Here is a 19,091-nt window from a genome sequence, read left to right on the forward strand (position 1 = left end):
TCCCACCTTAGTGCACATCCGGATGATATGCGGCCGCCATCCTACGACCGGCATCATAAAGCCGGTTGCGCAGCGAATCCGGCTCGATGATGGCCACGCGGCCATCCCAGGAATACTGCAGCGCCCACCAGAACACGGCCTTTTCGGGGGCGTTCACGATGACTTCGAACTGCTCGCCATCAGGCGAATGCTTGATCTGCGGATCGTCGAACCATTCGAAGACGTTGTTGAGCATCGGGCGATCCCGTATGGCGATGCGGATGCGCACCGGTTCGTCGGCCACCGGATAGGGGCGGTGTCGCATGAAATCCACGGCATCGAACCCCTCGGACGCCGGACGCTCCATTCTCAGAGGAGCTTCGTTCGCCCCTTTGGTGGTGACGCCCGCGATGCGATTGACCACGAAGATGCGCAGTTTGTCCTCACCGTGACGATGGCAGATCAGGTAATAGCGGCCGTTCTTGTACACCATCTGATAGGGATCCACTGTGTATAGACCGGTATGGGTGCCGGACTGCCCGTCGGCATGGGTATGGCTGGTATGCGGGACCATGGTGCCGTCAGGCCCGTAATCGCAGTATTGGAATGTGACGGCGTGGCCGTCTTCGATGGCCTGGTTGAGCTGGTCGATGGTGGAGAGGAACTCGCTGTTGATATGCGTGTATGCGGCGACGTGATTGAGATAGTCGATGGATTCCCCGGCCGCGCCGGCCAGTTCGCGGATTTTGCCCACCAGTTCATCCAATGTGTCCAGACTGATGCGCGAGAGCGTCAAGCTGTCGGCCAGAAGCCGCATTTCGGCGGGGGAGAGGAACGCGTCCAGATACCATCCCGGTTGCGGGTCCTTGCATTCCACTGCGGCGACATCAGCCTCGGTGAGGTAGCCGACCCGGCGACCCAGAAACTCCGTGGATGCGAGCTTGTGCAACTGGTTGCGCACGGTTTTGGGCGTGGGCAGCTCATCGGGATCGTTCACATGGTGCATGGCGGCGAGATGGTCGAGGATCTGCCTCACGGAAAGCCCATGTCCGAAATAGCTGTGACGCCACAGCACCTCGAAGATCTCCAAGGCGGCATTGCCCGCATAGGTCTTGCGTTTGGAGGTCTCGCCTGCATGTTGCGCGTTCATAGCCCTAAGGCTACCGCGTATTCGTCTAGGATGGGATTGTTTGCATGTGCATTCGGTCGGTGCTTCCGACCGATGCGGCAGTACGGAATGGATTCGGAAGGAGACGCACGCTCATGGTTGGAGGTTATGGCGTGTTCGGGCGTATCTCCGACAATGCGCATGACGCCGATGCCGATTTCTCATATGATGATGCGCTCGGCGACGAATTCGATGACTTCGCCCGGCGTTGGATCCAGCGTCGCCGCAATCCGCATGGTGGCGCCGCTGGCACGGAATCAGACGACTTCGGTTCGAGTGATATTGGAAACGATATCAGTGGCAATATCTCCGGGGATGCCGTATTCGGCTCGGGTGATTCGCTGACCGCCGATGACATGCCTGTGCCGTACGCGCACTCTCCCTACATCCCCCAGGCAGGCCGTGCCGCATGGTTCGATGACGGATACGGCGGTGATGCCGGCAACAGTGGTTCGTCGGCGGCATCCACGGCGCAGCCTGTTCCCATCGACGCGTTGCGCAGGGACGTGGAGACCACCGCCTCCCGGGCAGTGGTCTCACGGGCCCGAACCATCGCCAACAACGCCGACATCATGCTGATCGAACCGTATTACAGTGCGGATACACGCATCGGCTACGCCACGTTGGACGCCACCCTGCGCGGCACCACCAGTCCTTCCAGCCGATATCGCACCGAATTGCAGTTCTCCCTCGACACGGGGGATATGTCCGGCGGCTCATGCACGTGCCCGGCGTATGGACGCGGTTATGGCATCTGCAAGCATATGGCCGCGCTCGCGCTCGCTTTTTGTGACAATCCGCAACGGTTCGAAGGTTATCACGGCGGCGCGGTGCGGTCCTCCCGGGCGATGCTCGATTTCATGACACGCATGGATGAGCGGCGGGACCAGGACCGGCAACGTCGCCGCAATGCCGTGATGCAACGCATCGGTGCCGCAGCGGATTCATCCGCATCCTCCTCCCGCGCCGGACAGCGCAAGCAGCCTGCCACACGCGGTTATCAGGGGCCGCGTCAGACCGTCTCCGCCGGCCAGGTCAGACTCGCACCGATACTGAGCTTCATCGATGGCGTATGGAGTGTGGAATTCAAGATCGGTGCGTCGGTGAACGGCGCCAGCTACGTGCTGAAGTCGATTCCGCAGTTCGTGTTCGCCATGCAGCATGGCGAACACGTGGATTACGGCAAGAAGCTCGCCTTCACGCATACCCCGGGCATGCTCGATGCCGATTCCGGGCCATTGCTGGATTTCCTGCAATCGGCGTTGGACATCCGGCGTGCCGCAGAACAGCAGGACCGGTATTACGGGCATATCGCCATCGACAGGCATATGACGCTTTCTGACCGGGAAGTGGCTTCGCTGCTCGCATTGCGCGAGGGCATCGGCGTGCAATTGATCCTGGACACATGGTTCTCCGGTCAGGCTTCAGCCGTCGGCGTTGACGGAGGCGATCCCGGACTGCGGCTGCACCTGACCCGACGCGACTTCCGGACATACGGCCCCGATGCCGGATATCTGCTCACAGGCGCGCCGGCGGTGGAGGCCGTGGTGGACGCCGGGGCGGACTCATGGCTGCTGCTTGCGGCACCGAATCCGGTGAGCCATACCTCGGCCATGATGCTGCAGGCGCAACGCAGAAGCGCTGCCGGATGCCGTTTCGTGCGCTGCCCGAAGCAGCTCGCCCCGATACGTGGCCTCATCGGCGAACTGTTCGCACCTGACGGTGGAGGCCAGGTCGTCACCGGTGACGATATGGCGCTGTTCGCCCGCACATTGCTGCCTGAACTGGTCTCCTCGGGCCTGCTGGAATCACAGGACATTCCGCGGGAGCTCGTCGAGCTCGCCCCGGCCGAAGGGGCCATCGAGGTGTATCTGGACCGCACCGAGCAAGGTGTCGAATGCGAGGTCAAGGCCCGATACGGTGAAGCGAGCGTGCCACTGTTGCCTGCCGGCCCGGTGACCGGTGTGCATGACGGTGCTCCGGTCCGCACGGCGGTAGGCCGGGATTATGACGCCGAGCATCTGGCCCTGGATGTGGTGAAGGAATTCTTCGAGATGCCCGGCGCTGGCGCATCCGCGCATACGGGCGCCGCTGCTCGTAGACAGGGATTCCGCACCCGGACCGCTCGTGCCGCTGCTGCGCGTGAGGCGGGGCAGGCGCGGGCGAAACAGTCGGGTGCCGCCACCATCGACAGGAACGACACCACGCGCATCGTGCGTCTGTTCGATGAGGGCATCGCCGCCCTGCATGAGGTGGGCGACGTCTACACCACGCCCGCATTCGACAGGTTGTTGGCGCCCAAACCGCCGAGCGTCAAGGTGGGGTTGTCGGTCAAAGGCAATCTGGTGGAGATCTCGCCTATCGCCGATGAGGTGCCTCCGGATGAGGTCGGAGCGTTGCTCGCCTCGTATCGCCGTCGTCAGCGATTCCATCAGTTGAAGGACGGGTCGCTTGTCCGCCTCGACGGTGCGAATCTCGACACCCTCGACAGACTGGCCTCCGATCTGGAGCTCAGCGAACGGCAGCTTGACGGAGGCGTCATCGAATTGCCGGGCAATCAGGCGTTCCTGCTGGATGGCGAACTGCCCGATGACGGCTCGGACGTGGTCAAGGACGCCTCCTTCACCCAATACATCGACGACCTGGCGGTGATCGACCCGAATGCATACGAGGTGCCAGACAGTCTCAAACACGTGCTGCGACCATATCAGGCCGAAGGATTCCGATGGCTGAGCACCTTGTGCGACAAGGGATTCGGCGGCATCCTGGCCGATGAGATGGGTCTGGGCAAATCCGTGCAGCTCATCGCGTTGATAGTGTCCCGCTATCAGCGCGAAGACGCGCGGCATGACGGGCGATTGCATCCGTCTCTGATCGTCTGCCCGGCATCACTCGTCTACAACTGGGCTGCGGAATTCGCCAAATTCGCGCCAAGCTTCAACGCGGTGGTGGTGGCCGGCACGAAGACCGAACGCCGCAACGCCATCGCCCGTGCCTTCCACGCCGACGAACCCACGGTGCTGATCACGTCCTACGACCTGTTGCGCCGCGATGTGGACGACTACACCGCCGATAATGAGGACGGCCCTCGCCAATGCGAGATCATGGCGTTGGACGAGGCCCAGTACATCAAGAACCATGCCACGAAGATCGCCAAGGCCGTCAAATCGGTTGCCGCCGCCCATCGTTTCGCGTTGACCGGCACGCCGATCGAGAACCGGCTTTCCGAGCTTTGGAGCATCTTCGACTTCCTGATGCCGGGGTTATTGGGATCCTATAAACGATTCCGCGAACGCTACGAACTGCCAATCTCCAACGCCCGCGCGGCGGACGGCAGCACCGCCGAGGGACGCGCCGCCGCCGAAGTCAATCCCGAGTCCGCGCGCGTGGCACACAAGCTGCAGGCCTTGGTGGGCGTGTTCATCAAACGTCGTCTCAAACGTCAGGTCCTCACCGATTTGCCGGACAAGCTGGAGACCACGCTGACCGTGCAGCTGGAAGGCGAACAACGCAAGCTGTACGCCGCCCACGAGCAGCGGCTGAGGATGCAGCTCGAACACAGCGAGGAAGCGGATTTCAACACGTCCAAGATCCGTATCCTCGCCGAGCTGACCAGATTGCGGCAGATCTGCTGCGATCCTCGCTTGGTCTACGCCGACGCCAAAGACCAGTCGGCCAAACTCGCGGCCATCACCGAACTCGTGGAGACCTGTGTGAACGAAGGCAAGAAGGCGCTGGTGTTCTCGCAGTTCACCAGCTTCCTCGACCTCATCGCCGCACGATTCGACGCGGCGGGACTGCGGTATTACACCATCACCGGATCCACGCCCAAGAAACAGCGTCTGGTGCTGGTCGACCGCTTCAATGCGGACGACACCCCTGCGTTCCTGATCTCGCTCAAAGCCGGCAACACAGGCCTGAACCTGACCGGTGCGAGCGTGGTCATCCATGCCGACCCATGGTGGAACGCCGCCGCCCAGGATCAGGCCACCGACCGTGCGCATCGCATCGGCCAGACCGAGGACGTCAACGTCTATCAGGTGGTGGCCAAGGACACCATCGAGGAGCGCATCCTCGAGCTGCAGCACAGCAAAAGCGAGCTCGCACGGCAATTCACCGACGCATCACTCGCCTCCGACGAGACCGCGTCCAGTGCATTCGGAGCCGCGGCCTCGCCGTCCATCGCATCGCTCACCCGCGATGACCTGCTGGATCTGCTGGGCTGAGCTCCCACTGGTGGCGCGCATGGCTCTTCTCGCAGCGAATCGGCACGCCTTGCGTATGCGAATCGGCACACCTTGCGTCTTACAGGATCTGCTCCATGCCGATCTTGTAAGACGTGAGCCCCATGCGTTCGTAGAAGGCCTGGGCGCCGGGATTGCAGGACCAGACGTTGAGCGTCACGTTGTAGCAGCCGGACTCGCGCGCGAAATCCAGCACGAAACGATACAGCGCGGACCCCACATGACGACCGCGCGCCTGCTCGTCCACGCACAAGTCGTCGATATACAGCGTCGTGATGTCGGTGAGCACATGATTGTCCGGATGCTGCTGGAATACGCAGAACGCGTACCCCAGCAGCAGGCCGTCCGCATCCACGGCCACGAACACGGGGGTGCGGTCATCGGCGAGGATGCGTGAAAGCTCGTCGTCCGTGTATTTCTTGGCACCGCCCTTGAACAGATCGGGCCGCCCCTGATGATGCACCTGCGCCACCTGGAACAGCAGGTCATCGATGCGTGGCATGTCGGCGGCGACGGCTCTGCGAATCGTGAGTTTCTCCATATCGGCCAGTGTATCCTCCATGCCAAGCATCGGCGGCACCCGTGGTTTTGGCGGTGGATGGCCCTGCACCGCTTCGGCGATGCGATGGCAGTGCAATGGACGGAGGATACGCGGTTGCGTCCTACGCCTCGAACGGGAACTTCAGCCCCCACACGTCGCGGATCTGGTCCATCAGCTCCATGATGCGAATCGTATCCGCATGGGGCATGGCCTCGCATTCGGTCTTGCCGTCGAGCAAGGCGTTCGCCGCGTCAGCCACCTCGTACTCGTATCCGGTCAGTTGCGGCGGCACTGCGACGCTGCGCACGGGCTTGTGGTCATTGTCATAGATGTCGATGGTCTCCGGGTTGTTGATATTGGTCACCATAAGGTAGCCGTCAGTACCCCATACGTAGCCTCCGCGATCCGATGAGACCATCATCGAGCTCGTGGACACGCCCATTGCGCCGTCATCGTAATACAGCGTCGTGGAGTTCTGCGCGTCCACGCCTGTCTCATACGGGATCATCGAAGTGTCGATGTGTTTGATGGTGCGGCCATGATCAGCGCCGAGGGCCATATCAAGGAAGTTCAGCGGATACACGCCTACGTCCAGCAGAGCTCCGCCCGCGCATGCCGGATCGGTCATACGCGGCACCTTCCATACCGGGTAGCACAGGTTGGCGCTGGCCGAACGAACCTCTCCGATTTCACCGGAGCCGATGATCTCGTTGATCAGAGCGCGGCTCGGCATATACCGTGTCCAGATCGCCTCCGTGCACAGCATGCCGGTCTCCTGCGCCACGGCCAGTGTGTCACGGGCCTGTGTGGTGTTCGCGGTGAACGATTTCTCCACCAACACGTTTTTGCCGGCACGCATGCAGGCGATTGCCTGTTCGGCATGCAGGCTGTGCGGAGTGGCGATATAGACCAGATCCACATTCGGGTCCTCCATCAGTTCCTCATAGGAGCCGTAGGCCTTGTCCAGATGCCACTGGTCGGCGAATGCCTGGGCGCGGGCGGCATCGCGCGCGGCTACCGCATAAGGATGTATCAGATTCGTGTACTGCTCATTCGCGGCCATCTTCGTCAACGTGTCGGCCATGGTGTGGGCGATATTGCCAGCACCGAGAATGGCGACATTGACCTTGTCGCCGCTGGCTTCGAATTCGGTCCGCTTGCCGTTGAGTCTGCTCATCGTTCCTCCTTGAAAATGGTTAGACTATGGCAATTATAGAAGTCAGGGTGCTGTGCTCGGTCTTGTTGGTTGGTCCCTCGTAAGCGAGTTTGTTGTCCCAGCGGGTGGATAAAACCGGATTATGGACAACAGCAATGCAAAGCGAGCGACACCGGTCATGTCCCACAGGGCGCGGGAGATCAATCCATTCCGTGCGATGGTGTTCGGTGAGAAAGCGGACTCGATGATCGCATCCGGAATCAGCGTCATCAAGCTTTCTCTGGGCGAGCCGGACTTCGGCGCCCCGCCGGCAGTGCGGGATGCCATGCGTGAGCAGTATGACGGCCGCGCGCTGCCCTATACGGCCGCCATGGGCCTGCCGGAACTGCGCCAAGCCATTGCGGACTTCTACCGTGAACGTCATGATCTGGACATCGACCCCAAACGCATCTGCATCACCGCAGGAGGGTCGGCTGCATTGCTTCTGGCCACGGCATTGACCATCGACCCCGGTGACGACGTGATCGTCGCCGATCCGTCCTATCCATGCAACCGTGAACTCGTACGTTCGTTTGAGGGCAATGTGATCGATGTGCCGACCTCGGCGGCGACCAGATTCCATCTCAACGCCGATTTGTGCGAACGGTATTGGACCGATCGCACCAAGGCCGTGATGATCACTTCGCCGTCGAATCCAACCGGCACCACCATTGATTTCGATGTGCTGGCCGGAGTATGCCGTCTGGCCGCATCCCGAGGGGCATGGCGCATCGTGGACGAGACATACCTCGATCTGGCCGACCATGAGCCGGACGGCAGCGAGGTCAGGTCCGTGCTGTCCTGCGACCCGGATGCCATCGTGTGCAACAGCTTCTCCAAGTTCTTCGGAATGACCGGCTGGCGGCTCGGTTGGGCCATCCTGCCTGACGATGCAGCGGTGTTGGAGGCCGTGGACGATCTGGCCACCAACTACTACCTGTGCGCCCATACACCCACCCAGCATGCCGCGCTGGCCTGCTTCACGCCGGAGAGCCTCGCCGAATGCGAGGCGCGGCGTCAGGAGCTGCTTGCACGCCGCCATATTGTGATCGACGGGCTCAAGCGCATAGGCCTGCCGGTCGAAGTGGAGCCGAATGGCGCGTTCTACGCCTACTTCAACATCGAGCGCACGGGCCTTGATGCGTGGACGTTCTGCGAGCGGGCCCTGGAGGAGGCCCATGTGGCGCTGACCCCGGGTCGGGACTTCGGTGCCGCCACCGCCGATTCGCATGTGCGGCTGAGCTACGCCGCCTCGCGTGACGCGTTGAGTGAGGGGCTGAAGCGGCTCGGTCGGTTCGTGGAAACGCTGTGATGCAACGGCTGTGATGCAGGGGAGTGTTGTAGAGTAGCTACGTTTGACGAATGCCGTCTCCCTGCATTGTCGGTGGTGTTGATGATGCACGGGGCGCGGCTGGATATGTCTGTTGTGGGCAACGGTCTGCCACGCCGGTGCGCCGCAATGCGAGTGAGAGAAGAATATGGTTAATCTTCGTGCGCATACCACGCGACTCGGTGTGCTTGATATCGGTTCCAATACCATCCATATGCTTATCGTGGACGCGGCGCCCGGCGCCCGCCCCGAGCCCGAGGCCAGCACCAAGTCCACCGTCCGACTGATGAAATACCTCAAGGAGGACGGCTCCATAAAGAAGGCCGGTATCGAGGCGATTCTTGACGCGGTCTCCCAATGCATGACGCTCGCCGAGGAATATCAGATCACCCAGCTGCTGGTCATGGCCACGTCGGCGTTGCGTGAGGCTCCCAACGGCAACAAGGTGATTCACAAGATCGAGGAGATGATCGGGCAGGGCGTGACCGTGCTGTCCGGCACTGATGAGGCGCGACTCACATTCCTCGCCGCCCGCCGCTGGTACGGCTGGGACGCCGGGCGACTGCTGGTGCTGGATATCGGCGGCGGTTCTCTGGAAGTGGCCATGGGCTCGGACGAGGAGCCGACAGTGGCGCTGTCCGTGCCGGCAGGAGCGGGGCGTGTGACCGTCGACTTCCTGCCCACTGGCATGGCCACCCCCGCCGAGCTTGAGGACGTGCGCAGGAATGTGCGCAAGATTCTCGAGCCGATGGTGAATGCGTTCCCGCAGTCCAAGCATCCGAACCACGCAGTGGGCACGTCCAAGACCTTCCGCTCGCTGGCCCGCCTGTGCGGCGCGGTGATCCGCCAGCCCGGGCGCGAGGATACGGCGATCATGACCCGTGAGCAGTTGGAGGATTGGATTCCGCGTCTTGCGGCGATCGCTCCGGAGCAGCGCGTGGCGCTGCCGGGCATCACGCCGGAACGCACGATGCAGATCGTGGGCGGTGCTGTGGTGGCCGACGAGATTATGAAGGCGCTCAACATCCAGGAAGTGGAGATCTGCCCGTGGGCGCTGCGCGAGGGTGCCATCCTGCGCTGGCTCGACCAGTTCGGCCGCACCCGCCTCGGATTCTAGCGCTACTGCATCACGTCGATGGTGACGAGCAGGGCAGCGTGATCGGAGCCGGTGATCCTGACGGTCTTGCATTGCCCGGCCCGCATCCCCTGATCGAGCACCACATGGTCGATGCCGGCGAACATCGGCAGTCCCGGCCGGTTCGTCGGCCACGAGAACGTGAAGCCATGGCCTGAGATTCGCGTGGCGTCCAGGAACCTCGAGCCGAGGAATTCCCGGAATGGGGCGTGGTCATAGGTGGCGTTGAAATCGCCCATGAACACATATCGCGTATCGGTGTGGCCGCGCATGAGCCCGAGCTCGTCAATCGAGCGCTTCCACTGCCGCCAATAGCCGGGCACGGGTGCGGTGGTGTGTACGGAGACGAATCGGATCTGGTTGCCGCCCATGTCCACCGTGCCCGCGGGCATGAACGAGGCGCTGGAATTCACCTCGTCGTCCACCGGCTGGGAGAGCGGGGTGGCGGACCACAGACCGTTGCCGTAGACGCCATCCGATGAGGAGACGTTCGAATACGGCAGATAGCGTTCGATGCCGGCTTCCTTGAGACGCTGTACGAAGTCGTCGGTGGTCTCCTGAAGGGCGAGCACCTCGACCCGTTGGTCGCGGACCGTGTCCACGATGGTCTGGGCGTCCGCCTGCCCTTTGTACACGTTGAACGTCATCACGCGGGCGAAGGCGTCGGCTGTGTTCGCCTCGCTCGCTGCCACGGCGTTATATGCGGCCTGGGGGAGTGGGTCTGGCGAGTGGAAGAACGGATATTGCCAATAGCCGTTGATTACCACAGCGGCGACTGCGATCAGCGCGGCGAGCACCTTACGGGACATGATCGCCATGAGCATCGCGATAAGGCCAAGCAGCGCGAACCAAGGGGTTGCCGCTATGGCGACCGGCACATATGGCAACGCCTGCAGGTCGGCTGGCAGCGCGCGCGCCGCTGTACAGAGCATCGCGACGATGGCGAACAATGCTGCAAGGAAGCCGAGGAATCGATGGCTATTGTGATGATGCAGCTGCTCCTTGGTGTACGGCTTGGTCCGTGGGCGGGACTGTGAACGAGACCCTGCTTGCGATTGGGACTTGTTCGAGGAAGGCCGAGCGCCTGCTGACCGGGAGCGGGAGGACGCGGACTTGTTCGTGGGAATGCTCCGTGTGCGTGACATGTCATCCATCCTTACGTCCTGGGCGTCATTCCTGCACATCCGGCGGTCGCTCTTGCGTGACATTTACGCGAATGGACCCGGTTCTTTCGGATGTGCGGCAGGCCGGTGGATTCAATCGGGAATCCCTCGGCGACGGTTGCATGCCTGAGTGCATGCGCGAGTTGCTACTGTATCGTGCCGCGCTGGGGCGCGGGCTGATTTTGCCGGGTGGCTGACGAGTTCGCACCAAACCGGCACGAATTGTACGAATTGCCCACTGGCTATGTCCCGTGTACAATGAAACGTCGTTGCCCGGGTAGCTCAGTGGATAGAGCACCGCTCTCCTAAAGCGGGTGTCGCGCGTTCGAATCGCGTCTCGGGCACTTGGCGCCGTCGTTCGGCATTCATCCGTCATATGGTACGCGGACGTACCGGTGCGTATGCGATTGCTACCATAATCGGCTATGGCTATCGAATACACGGAAGAGAAGCGTTTCACTCAGGATCAGGTGCAGGAGCTGTTCCGCTCGGTCGGTTGGGAATCGGCGAACTATCCTGAGCGACTGTTCAAGGCGCTTCAGCATTCGGATACCGTGATCAGCGCCTGGGATGGCGGTCATCTGGCTGGACTGGTACGTGTACTGGACGATACCGAAATGGTGGCATACATGCATTGGGTGCTGGTCGATCCCGCCTATCACGGCCAGGGCATCGGTGGCCATATGGTCGAGCTGGTCAAGGCGAAGTACCGCGAGTACCTGTTCCTCGAGGTGATGCCAGAGGAGAGCAAGAACGCGCCGTTCTACCAGAAGCACGGTTTCCATCTGATGGAGGACGGTCGCGCCATGCAAATCGTCAACCGGGGCTGATTGAAGCCTGCATTATCTCGTGAAGACTGCGATTTGTCATGCCATGTTCACTATATGAATGATTGTCCATAGACTGAGCTAAGGGTATGGAATTCGTTCGTGCTGCGGTATGACTGGAAGCCATGAGCGAAAAGGAATATGACTATTACGTGGCCGGCCCGTTCTTCGATCCTGAGCAGACTTCGAGCATGGAGCGTCTGGAAAAGGTGCTGGAGGAGCATGGCAAGAAGCTGTTCAAGCCGCGATTCGTCAGCCAGATCGAGGAAGTCGGTCCGGAGGGATGCTTCGCGGATGATATCAAAGGCATCAATTCCTCCAAAGCGGTCATCGCGAACCTCATGGACGAGGATGCGGGCACGATGTTCGAGATTGGGTACGCGCATGCGCTGGGTATGCCGGTCTATGGCTATTTCGACGGATTGACGCCGATGGATCGCGTGAACCTCATGGTGGCGCAGGCCGTCGAGATGGTGTTCGCAGGTCCTGAAGACGTGGCGAAGTATCTGGAGACTGGCGAGCATACCGAGGTCGATTACATCCAGTTCTGACGGTGTGGTCCCATGTGCCGCACACGGTCGAAACAGTAGAGCGTGTAGCGTCCAGAAGTGAGCGGTGACAGCCTGTTTTGTATCAACGATGGAGTTACATAGAGGTATGACTGAAAACATCGCTGATGTGGCACACAATGAGACCACGATCGTCAAGCAGTTCACCAATCCGGTCAAGGAGCCGATCGACAGCGACATCAATCTGTTCGACCTGCTCGACCGCCGTGCCAAGCGCGATCCGGAAGGCGCCATGATCGAATACAAGGCCGAGGATGGTTCATGGCGTCCCTTCAGCGCCGAAGTGTTCCGCCGCATGGTCATCGATCTGGCGAAGGGTCTGATTGGACTGGGCGTCAACAAGGGCGATTCCGTGTCCATCGTGTCCCACACTCGTTGGGAGTGGACGGCGCTGGATCTAGCGATCATGTCCATCGGCGCGCTCACCGTGCCGGTGTATGAGACGAACTCCGCAAGCCAGGTCAGCTGGATCTTCAACGACTCCAAGGTCACGGTGGCGATCGCCGAGGATGACGGTCAGCGTGACAAGATCGAGTCGGTGCGTGATGAGGTGCCGACGCTGCGCAACGTGTTCGTGATTGACGCCGGTGGCCTTGACGCGATCAAGACCTATGGCGAATCGGTGACCGATGCCGAATTCTGGGAGTACAAGAACGCCTCCCACGGTGATGACCGCGCCACTATCGTGTACACGTCCGGGTCCACCGGCACACCGAAAGGTGTGGAGCTGACGCACCGCAACTTCGCGTTCCTGGTGCTTTCCGCCCTGCAGTACATGCCGCGTGCAGGCGCATGGCCGGATCGCCGGTTGCTGCTGTTCCTGCCGTTGAGCCACGTGTTCGCGCGATTCATGGAGTTCTTCAGCTTCGGCGGAACCATCACTCTGGCTCTGAGCTCCAATATGAAGACCATGGTCAGGGATTTCGAGACCTTCGGCCCCACGCTGCTGCTCGCCGTGCCTCGCGTGTATGAGAAGGTGTACAACGCCGCCTCCCAGCGCGCGGGCACCGGATTCGCCGGCAAGATGTTCGCCCGGGCGGCGGAGAACGCGCGCGCCTGGTCCAAGGCGGAGCAGCGCGGGGAGAAGTTGCCGTTGGCGGGGCGCATCGCGCACGCGTTCTATGAGCAGGTGGTGTACAAGAAGATCCGCACGATTTTCGGGCCGAACGCCGATTTCGCCATCACCGGCGGAGCTCCGATGGATTCCGAGCTGTCCCACTTCTTCAACGGTATCGGCATGCCGGTGCTAGAGGGATATGGCATGACCGAAACCTGCGGGCCGGTGTGCGTGAGCCTGCCGGAGGACAACCGCATTGGCACCATCGGCATGCCGATGTGCGGCATTACGGCTGGCATCGCCGAGGATGGCGAGCTGGTGGTCAAGGGACCCCTGGTGTGCAAGGGGTATCACAACAATCCCGAGGTCACCGCTCAGCAGATCACCGACGGCTGGCTGCATACCGGCGATCTGGGTGACATCAATGAGGATGGTTTCATCTCCATCACCGGACGCAAGAAGGATCTGATCATCACCGCCGGCGGCAAGAACGTGTCTCCGGGTCTGCTGGAGGCTTCGGTGATGACCTCGCCGGTGGTCAACCAGTGCTTGGTGATCGGTGACAAGAAGCCTTTCGTGGCCGCTTTGGTGACACTGGATCTGGCGGACGCCAACGCGTGGCTGGAGGCTCAGGGCGCCAAGCCGGAGCCGGATTTGGCCTCGCTGGCGGGCAATGCCATCGTGCACGCCGAAGTGGAGCGTGCGGTCAATGCCGCCAACGAGGGTGTCTCCCGCGCGGAATCCATCCGCAAGTTCGAGATCCTGCCCGACGAGTTCACCGAGGCCAACGGCATGCTCACCCCGAGCCTCAAGACCCGTCGTGCGCAGATCGTCAAGCACTATCAGGAGCTCATCGACAACGTCATCTACGTGCCACTGAAGAAGTAGTCCGGCTGTGCCGCGAAGGGGGACTCAGTCCAGATTGGACTGGGCTGAGCCGTTAAGCGGGGAGCCCGGTGGGCTTCCCGTAGGCGAGGTGAGGCCGTAGGCCGAAGGGGAACTCAGTCCAGATTGGACTGAGTTCCCGCCGTGGCCTCGTTGGCGGCCTGCTGGGCCTGCGCCTGATCGAGTTTGGCGCGCACGTCGTTAAGCAATCCCTGCGCGCGCTGGGCCAGGGCTTCGCCGATCTCCCACTGGCGCATCGACTGATCGAGGCTCAGTCCGCCGGTCTCCAACGCCTGCACGGCTTGAATGAGCTTGTCGCGTGCCTCCTCATATGGCATCTGGGCGATGAGCTTGCGCTCCTCATCGGTCAGCGAAGAAGCCGGTGCGGTGTTCTTGTCGGTCATGATTCCTCCTCTTTTCCCTTGAAGCTTGCCCTATAGAGGCAAGCCGGCCGCGTAACGAGGCCAAGGGATGGTTGTCTATATGCAAACTGTAATGGTTGCTGTCGTTATTCGTTTGTCGAGGTGGTGATGGCGGTGATGACGCCCCTCTTCAACGTCACGGTGATATTGTCTCCGACGTTGATGGCTCCGGCATTGTCGACCACATGCCCGTCTGCGGATTGCACCACCGCATAGCCGCGATTCAACGTGGATTGCGGACTCAACGCGGTCAGGGATGCATGCGTCTTCTCGATGGTGAGTTGTGCGTCATCCACGATGCGGCGAAGACCGATGTCAAGGCGCTGCAATGAGTCGTCGATAAACCGCTGATGCGGCTCTAGCATGGTATGCGGCTGGGTGAGGCTTGGCCGATTGGCGTATCCCTCCACCAGACGAATCTCGTTCTCCACGCGGGAGCGCATGCGCAGACGCATACGGTCGATCGCGCCTTCGATGAGCTGCGACTGCTCGAATACATCCGGCACCACACGTTTGGCCGCGTCGGTAGGTGTGGATGCTCGCAGGTCGGCCACCAGATCGAGCAGCATCCAATCGCCTTCATGGCCGATGGCTGAGATTAACGGTGTTGTGCAGGCATAAGCGGTACGTACCACGCGTTCATCCGAGAAGCCCATCAGGTCCTCGAAGGAGCCGCCGCCGCGCGCCACAATGATGACGTCCACCGCAGGATCGGCGTCGAGCTGCTGGATGGCCTGCACCACGTCCGTCGGGCACTGCTCGCCCTGCACATGGACATGCACCACCTTGAATGTCACCGCCGGCCATCTCAGATTCACGTTGGTGATGACATCGCCTTCGGCACGAGCCTGAGGTGCGCAGATCAGTCCGATGGTCTTCGGAAATTCAGGCAGTGGGAGCTTGTGGTCGGCGTCGAACAGGCCTTCGCCTTTGAGCCGCTGGCGCAGCTCATCGAACATCGCCTTGAGGCTGCCGCCCGCGCCGACGCGCAGAATGGTGTCGCCTCGAAGTGAGAGCGAGGTGCGCTTCATCCATAGGTTCGGCTTGCCGTGGATGACCACGCGGTCGCCCTGCACGAATTCGCTGGCGGCCTGGGCGAAGCGTCCGAATCCGTTGACCTCCATCGCGATGTCTTCGACATCGTCGCGCAAAGTGAGATACGCCGAACCGGCTCTGCGCGTATTGATCTGCGTGATCTGCCCGGTGACCCAAGCCGAAGGCCAGCGATCCACCGCACCGTAGAACTTCTGGCTCAGCACGCTCACCGGCCAAGGGTTCTGCGCGGTGGTTTCCGCGGCACGTGCGGGAAGCTGGTCTACCGGCCTTGGACCGTCAGGCAGATTGATGGTGCCATCAGCACCTTGGGGCTGGCCAGAGGTGAAACCGGTGCCGGCCAACGAGGCGGCGGTAGGTGCCGCGCCCGTATATGGAGTTCCCATTGCAGTAGTCATGCCTTCCACTATAAATGCGCGAATCGATGAGGGTAAAAATTTACCCGCATCGATTCGTGTGCTTCCTATTCTTCTCGCTCTTCTCGCTGTTCGCGAGTGTAGAACTCATCGAAAAGGAATTCCTGCACGTGGCGCAGAGCCTCCTGACTGCCGCTGAGTTTGCTGAAGAGATCCGTGTTCTCGGCTTGCGACTCGAACAACGCTTTGAGGAACGCGGAGTCGAACGGTGTGCGGAAATCGGCTCGGGAATTGTTCTTGGCCTGCGTGCGAAGTTTGGCGTCTTTCTGTAGTACCGTCATCAGTCCTTCGAAATACTTGCGCGCTGGGTCGCCGAAATCGGCGTCGAACAGGTCGTTGAGGTAGTCGATGATTTTGGACAGATAGTCCTCATCATCGATGGTGGGCCCCACACCGACGCTGCCGGCGTTGTTCTTGACCGGTTCGCCTCCGGTCAGTGTGATGTCGGCACGTCCCTTGTTCTCGATGCGCAGCTGTGTCACCGCGATCAGATCGTCGATGGGCTCCTCCGGTGCGTATTTGGGCGCGAGTTCCCGGTTGAGGAACGCCAGATACGTGTCGAGGTTGAAGAGCTCTTCGTCTTCCAGCCGGATCAGCTGCGTGATATACGAATAAGTACGCAGGAACTTGCCGACGCGCTTGCGGAACTCGTTCTGGCGCTCCTCGTCTAGATCGGCGTACCGTTCCTTGGCCGGGCCGAGCAGACGCAGCACTTCCGGCATGGTGGATTCGTCCGGCTTGCCCAGCCACACCTTGCATAATGCCGCTATTTCCGCATCATCGTAGATCTGGAATTCGCTAAGCGCGGTCTTCATGTCGTAGATGACATTCGGATCGGTGACTCGGTCGAGGTCGGTTTGCATGTAGTACGGCTCGAACGCTGCTTGAATCGTCTCAGGCTTGTTGGCGAAATCAAGCACGATGGGAGCCGGTTTGCCTGGACAGGTTCGGTTCAGGCGTGAGAGGGTCTGCACGGCAGCCACGCCGGTCAGTTTCTTGTCCACATACATGGCGCACAGTTTCGGCTGATCGAATCCGGTCTGGAACTTGTTCGCCGCGATCATGAGGTTGAACTCGGATGTGTCGAACCGCTTGGCGATCTCGCTGGAATTGAATCCGTTGAGCGTTCCTTCAGTCACCTCTTCGCCATCCAAATCGAGCTTGCCGGAGAATGCGACGACCGGCTTCACGCCCGCATATTCGTCACGTGCGGAGAGCCGCTTCATGTATCGGAAGTATTCGACGGCGGCCTTGCGGCTGGACGTCACGACCATGCCTTTGCCGTCACCGTGCAGCAGTGGCATGACATGATCGTGGAAATGATCGACGATGATTTCGGAGATTTTTGACACGTTGCTCGGGTCGAGCTTTACGAAGTCCATGATCTCTTTCTTCGTGCGTCCGGCCTTGCGCTTGGGGTCTTCTTCTGACTTCTTGACCAGATGGAAATACGTTTGGAACGTGGTGTAGTTGGTGAGCACATTGAGGATGAAGCCCTCTTCGATGGCCTGCTTCATCGAATACAGGTCAAACGCTTCCGGTCTGCCGGTAGAAGGGTTCACCGTGCCGAACGTTTCGAGCGTGCTCGGCTTTGGCGTAGCGGTGAACGCGTAGAACGACAGGTTCGATTGCGCGCCCTGTGCGTTCAGCTCGTCGCGCACGCGCATCGCCGCATCGTCCGCGTCTTCGTCCAGGCCGCTGTCATCCCAGTCGTATGCGTCGGAATCCAGATCGTCGGCATCATCGGTGTTGAGGCCGGTGTGGTCGCCGAGGGCCTGCTTGGTTTTGCGATGAGCTTCGCCGCTTTGGGATGAATGCGCCTCGTCGATGATGACGGCGAACGTACGGCCGGAGGTATCGGTCTGATTGTAGATGTACGGGAACTTCTGGATGGTGGAGATGATGATGCGGGAACCGGCATTGACGGCATCGCGAAGCCCTGCAGAATCCTTGGCTATGGCGACCATGCCCCTCGGATGCGGCATGTTCATGATGGTGCCTTGCAATTGTTCGTCAAGCACCACACGGTCCACCAGCACGATCACCGAATTGAAGAACGAACTGCCGTCGCTCTGCGTCAGGGATGCGAGATGATAGGCGAGCCAGCCGATCGAATACGACTTGCCGGAACCGGCAGAATGTTGGATGAGATAGTTATGCCCCGGTCCTTGCTCCTGTGTGGCCTTGAGCAGTCGGCGAACCGCGCGCAGCTGATGGTAGCGCGGGAAAATCACCGCCTTCATCGTGGAACGCGTCTTGCGCGTGTTTTTCTTGCCGTTCTTGTCTTTCTCGTGGTAGGTGATCTGCACAAACCGTTCGATGATGTCCAGCAGGGAATCCGGCGTGAGTACCTCCTCCCACAGGTAGGATGTACCGAACTTGCCAGGTTCCGCCGGAGGATTGCCTCCGCCGGCCTTACCGTTGCCTTGGTTGGAGGGTACGAACTTGGTTTCCTTGCCCTTGAGCCATGTGGTCATGAACACATCGTCCGCATCGACCGCAAAGTGCACGAGCGACCGCAAATCGGGCTGGAAGATCTGCTCCTTCGGATTGCGGTCGGTCATGTACTGTCGGATTGCATTGTTCACCGTCTGTCCGGTCTGATGGTTCTTCAATTCGATGGTGACCAGCGGGAAACCGTTGACGAGCAGCACCACGTCGATGCGATTGTTCAGATCATCCTTCATCGTGCCGTAATGGAACTCTTCGGTGACCTGGAAGCGATTCGCGTGATAATGTTCCGTCGAAGTCTGGTTCAGATCGTTCTTCGGCTTGAAATAGAGGAGCTTGAACTTGGCTCCCGGAGCCATCTCGATTGGATTGCGCAGCGCCCACAGCAGGCCCTTGTCCGCGATGACCTGCTGGATGCGCTTGAGGACAATCTGGCTCCAGTTCCCGCCGTGCTGCCGTTCGACCTTGGCGACTTCCTTTGGTTGGGTGTCGATCAGGAATTCCTTCAAGGTCTGCTCGTCGATTGCCGTTTCGCGATTGAAGTTCTGATCCATCTGCGACTGCGGCACATAGGTGTAGCCTTGCTGCTCGAATCCGTCGATGACGTGGTTCTGGAACGTGTGCTCGCTCATGCTGCGGGTCGGTTTGACTGCCAT

Annotated in this window: 13 protein-coding genes and 1 tRNA gene; 7 read left to right on the forward strand and 7 right to left on the reverse strand. The window is 60.7% G+C overall.

Translation table 11 applies throughout. From position 1 onward, the window contains the following. Positions 1–7: 7 nt before the first annotated feature. Positions 8–1,129 (reverse strand): YafY family protein, encoded by a 1,122-nt coding sequence (locus BW14_RS00900; RefSeq protein ID WP_140489110.1) that lies wholly within the window; start codon positions 1,127–1,129, stop codon positions 8–10. Positions 1,130–1,242: 113 nt separating this feature from the next. Here BW14_RS00900 and BW14_RS00905 point away from each other — a divergent pair, with 113 nt between their 5' ends. Continuing rightward, positions 1,243–5,373 carry a DEAD/DEAH box helicase gene (locus BW14_RS00905; RefSeq protein ID WP_140489111.1) on the forward strand — a complete coding sequence of 1,377 codons (4,131 nt, stop codon included), beginning with the start codon at positions 1,243–1,245 and terminating at the stop codon, positions 5,371–5,373. A 79-nt stretch (positions 5,374–5,452) separates the two neighbouring features. Here the strand turns inward: BW14_RS00905 and BW14_RS00910 are convergent, their stop codons facing one another. Both BW14_RS00910 and BW14_RS00915 read right to left on the reverse strand, forming a co-directional pair. Next, complete coding sequence (locus tag BW14_RS00910; protein ID WP_140489112.1) at positions 5,453–5,932, reverse strand: GNAT family N-acetyltransferase; 480 nt, start codon at positions 5,930–5,932, stop codon at positions 5,453–5,455. 121 nt (positions 5,933–6,053) lie between these two features. Next, entirely contained in the window at positions 6,054–7,109 is a 1,056-nt protein-coding gene (locus tag BW14_RS00915; protein WP_140489113.1) for a Gfo/Idh/MocA family protein, read from the reverse strand. Between the two features lie 157 nt (positions 7,110–7,266). On the opposite strand from BW14_RS00915, the gene BW14_RS00920 reads away from it, so the two are divergent. Further along, entirely contained in the window at positions 7,267–8,439 is a 1,173-nt protein-coding gene (locus BW14_RS00920; RefSeq protein WP_375138426.1) for an aminotransferase class I/II-fold pyridoxal phosphate-dependent enzyme, read from the forward strand. 166 nt (positions 8,440–8,605) lie between these two features. Next, positions 8,606–9,574: a Ppx/GppA phosphatase family protein gene (locus BW14_RS00925; RefSeq protein ID WP_044089719.1), complete on the forward strand. Its 969-nt coding sequence runs from the start codon at positions 8,606–8,608 to the stop codon at positions 9,572–9,574. Between the two features lie 2 nt (positions 9,575–9,576). Here BW14_RS00925 and BW14_RS00930 read toward each other — a convergent pair whose 3' ends face one another. Next, positions 9,577–10,737, reverse strand: coding sequence for an endonuclease/exonuclease/phosphatase family protein (locus BW14_RS00930; protein WP_140489115.1), 1,161 nt, complete (start codon positions 10,735–10,737; stop codon positions 9,577–9,579). Positions 10,738–11,026: 289 nt separating this feature from the next. Between BW14_RS00930 and BW14_RS00935 the strand changes: the two genes are divergently transcribed. From BW14_RS00935 to BW14_RS00950, 4 genes are all read left to right on the forward strand, one after another. Next, positions 11,027–11,099, forward strand: a tRNA-Arg gene (locus tag BW14_RS00935). Positions 11,100–11,180: 81 nt separating this feature from the next. Continuing rightward, entirely contained in the window at positions 11,181–11,585 is a 405-nt protein-coding gene (locus BW14_RS00940) for a GNAT family N-acetyltransferase (RefSeq protein WP_044089721.1), read from the forward strand. 122 nt (positions 11,586–11,707) lie between these two features. Beyond that, positions 11,708–12,133, forward strand: a complete 426-nt coding sequence (locus tag BW14_RS00945) for a nucleoside 2-deoxyribosyltransferase (protein WP_140489116.1) — start codon at positions 11,708–11,710, stop codon at positions 12,131–12,133. Positions 12,134–12,239: 106 nt separating this feature from the next. Then, positions 12,240–14,096, forward strand: coding sequence for a long-chain fatty acid--CoA ligase (locus tag BW14_RS00950; RefSeq protein WP_140489117.1), 1,857 nt, complete (start codon positions 12,240–12,242; stop codon positions 14,094–14,096). A gap of 113 nt (positions 14,097–14,209) precedes the next feature. Here BW14_RS00950 and BW14_RS00955 read toward each other — a convergent pair whose 3' ends face one another. The 3 genes from BW14_RS00955 to BW14_RS00965 all read right to left on the reverse strand — a co-directional run bounded on the left by BW14_RS00955 (position 14,210) and on the right by BW14_RS00965 (position 19,091). Beyond that, positions 14,210–14,497 (reverse strand): exodeoxyribonuclease VII small subunit, encoded by a 288-nt coding sequence (locus BW14_RS00955; RefSeq protein WP_044089725.1) that lies wholly within the window; start codon positions 14,495–14,497, stop codon positions 14,210–14,212. A 104-nt stretch (positions 14,498–14,601) separates the two neighbouring features. Further along, entirely contained in the window at positions 14,602–15,966 is a 1,365-nt protein-coding gene (gene xseA, locus BW14_RS00960) for an exodeoxyribonuclease VII large subunit (RefSeq protein WP_140489118.1), read from the reverse strand. Between the two features lie 65 nt (positions 15,967–16,031). Then, the gene (locus BW14_RS00965; protein WP_140464611.1) at positions 16,032–19,091 is read right to left on the reverse strand and encodes a type I restriction endonuclease subunit R; all 3,060 of its coding nucleotides are present in this window, start codon (positions 19,089–19,091) and stop codon (positions 16,032–16,034) included.

The sequence above is a fragment of the Bifidobacterium sp. UTBIF-68 genome (assembly GCF_006408855.1).
Lineage (GTDB): Bacteria > Actinomycetota > Actinomycetes > Actinomycetales > Bifidobacteriaceae > Bifidobacterium > Bifidobacterium reuteri.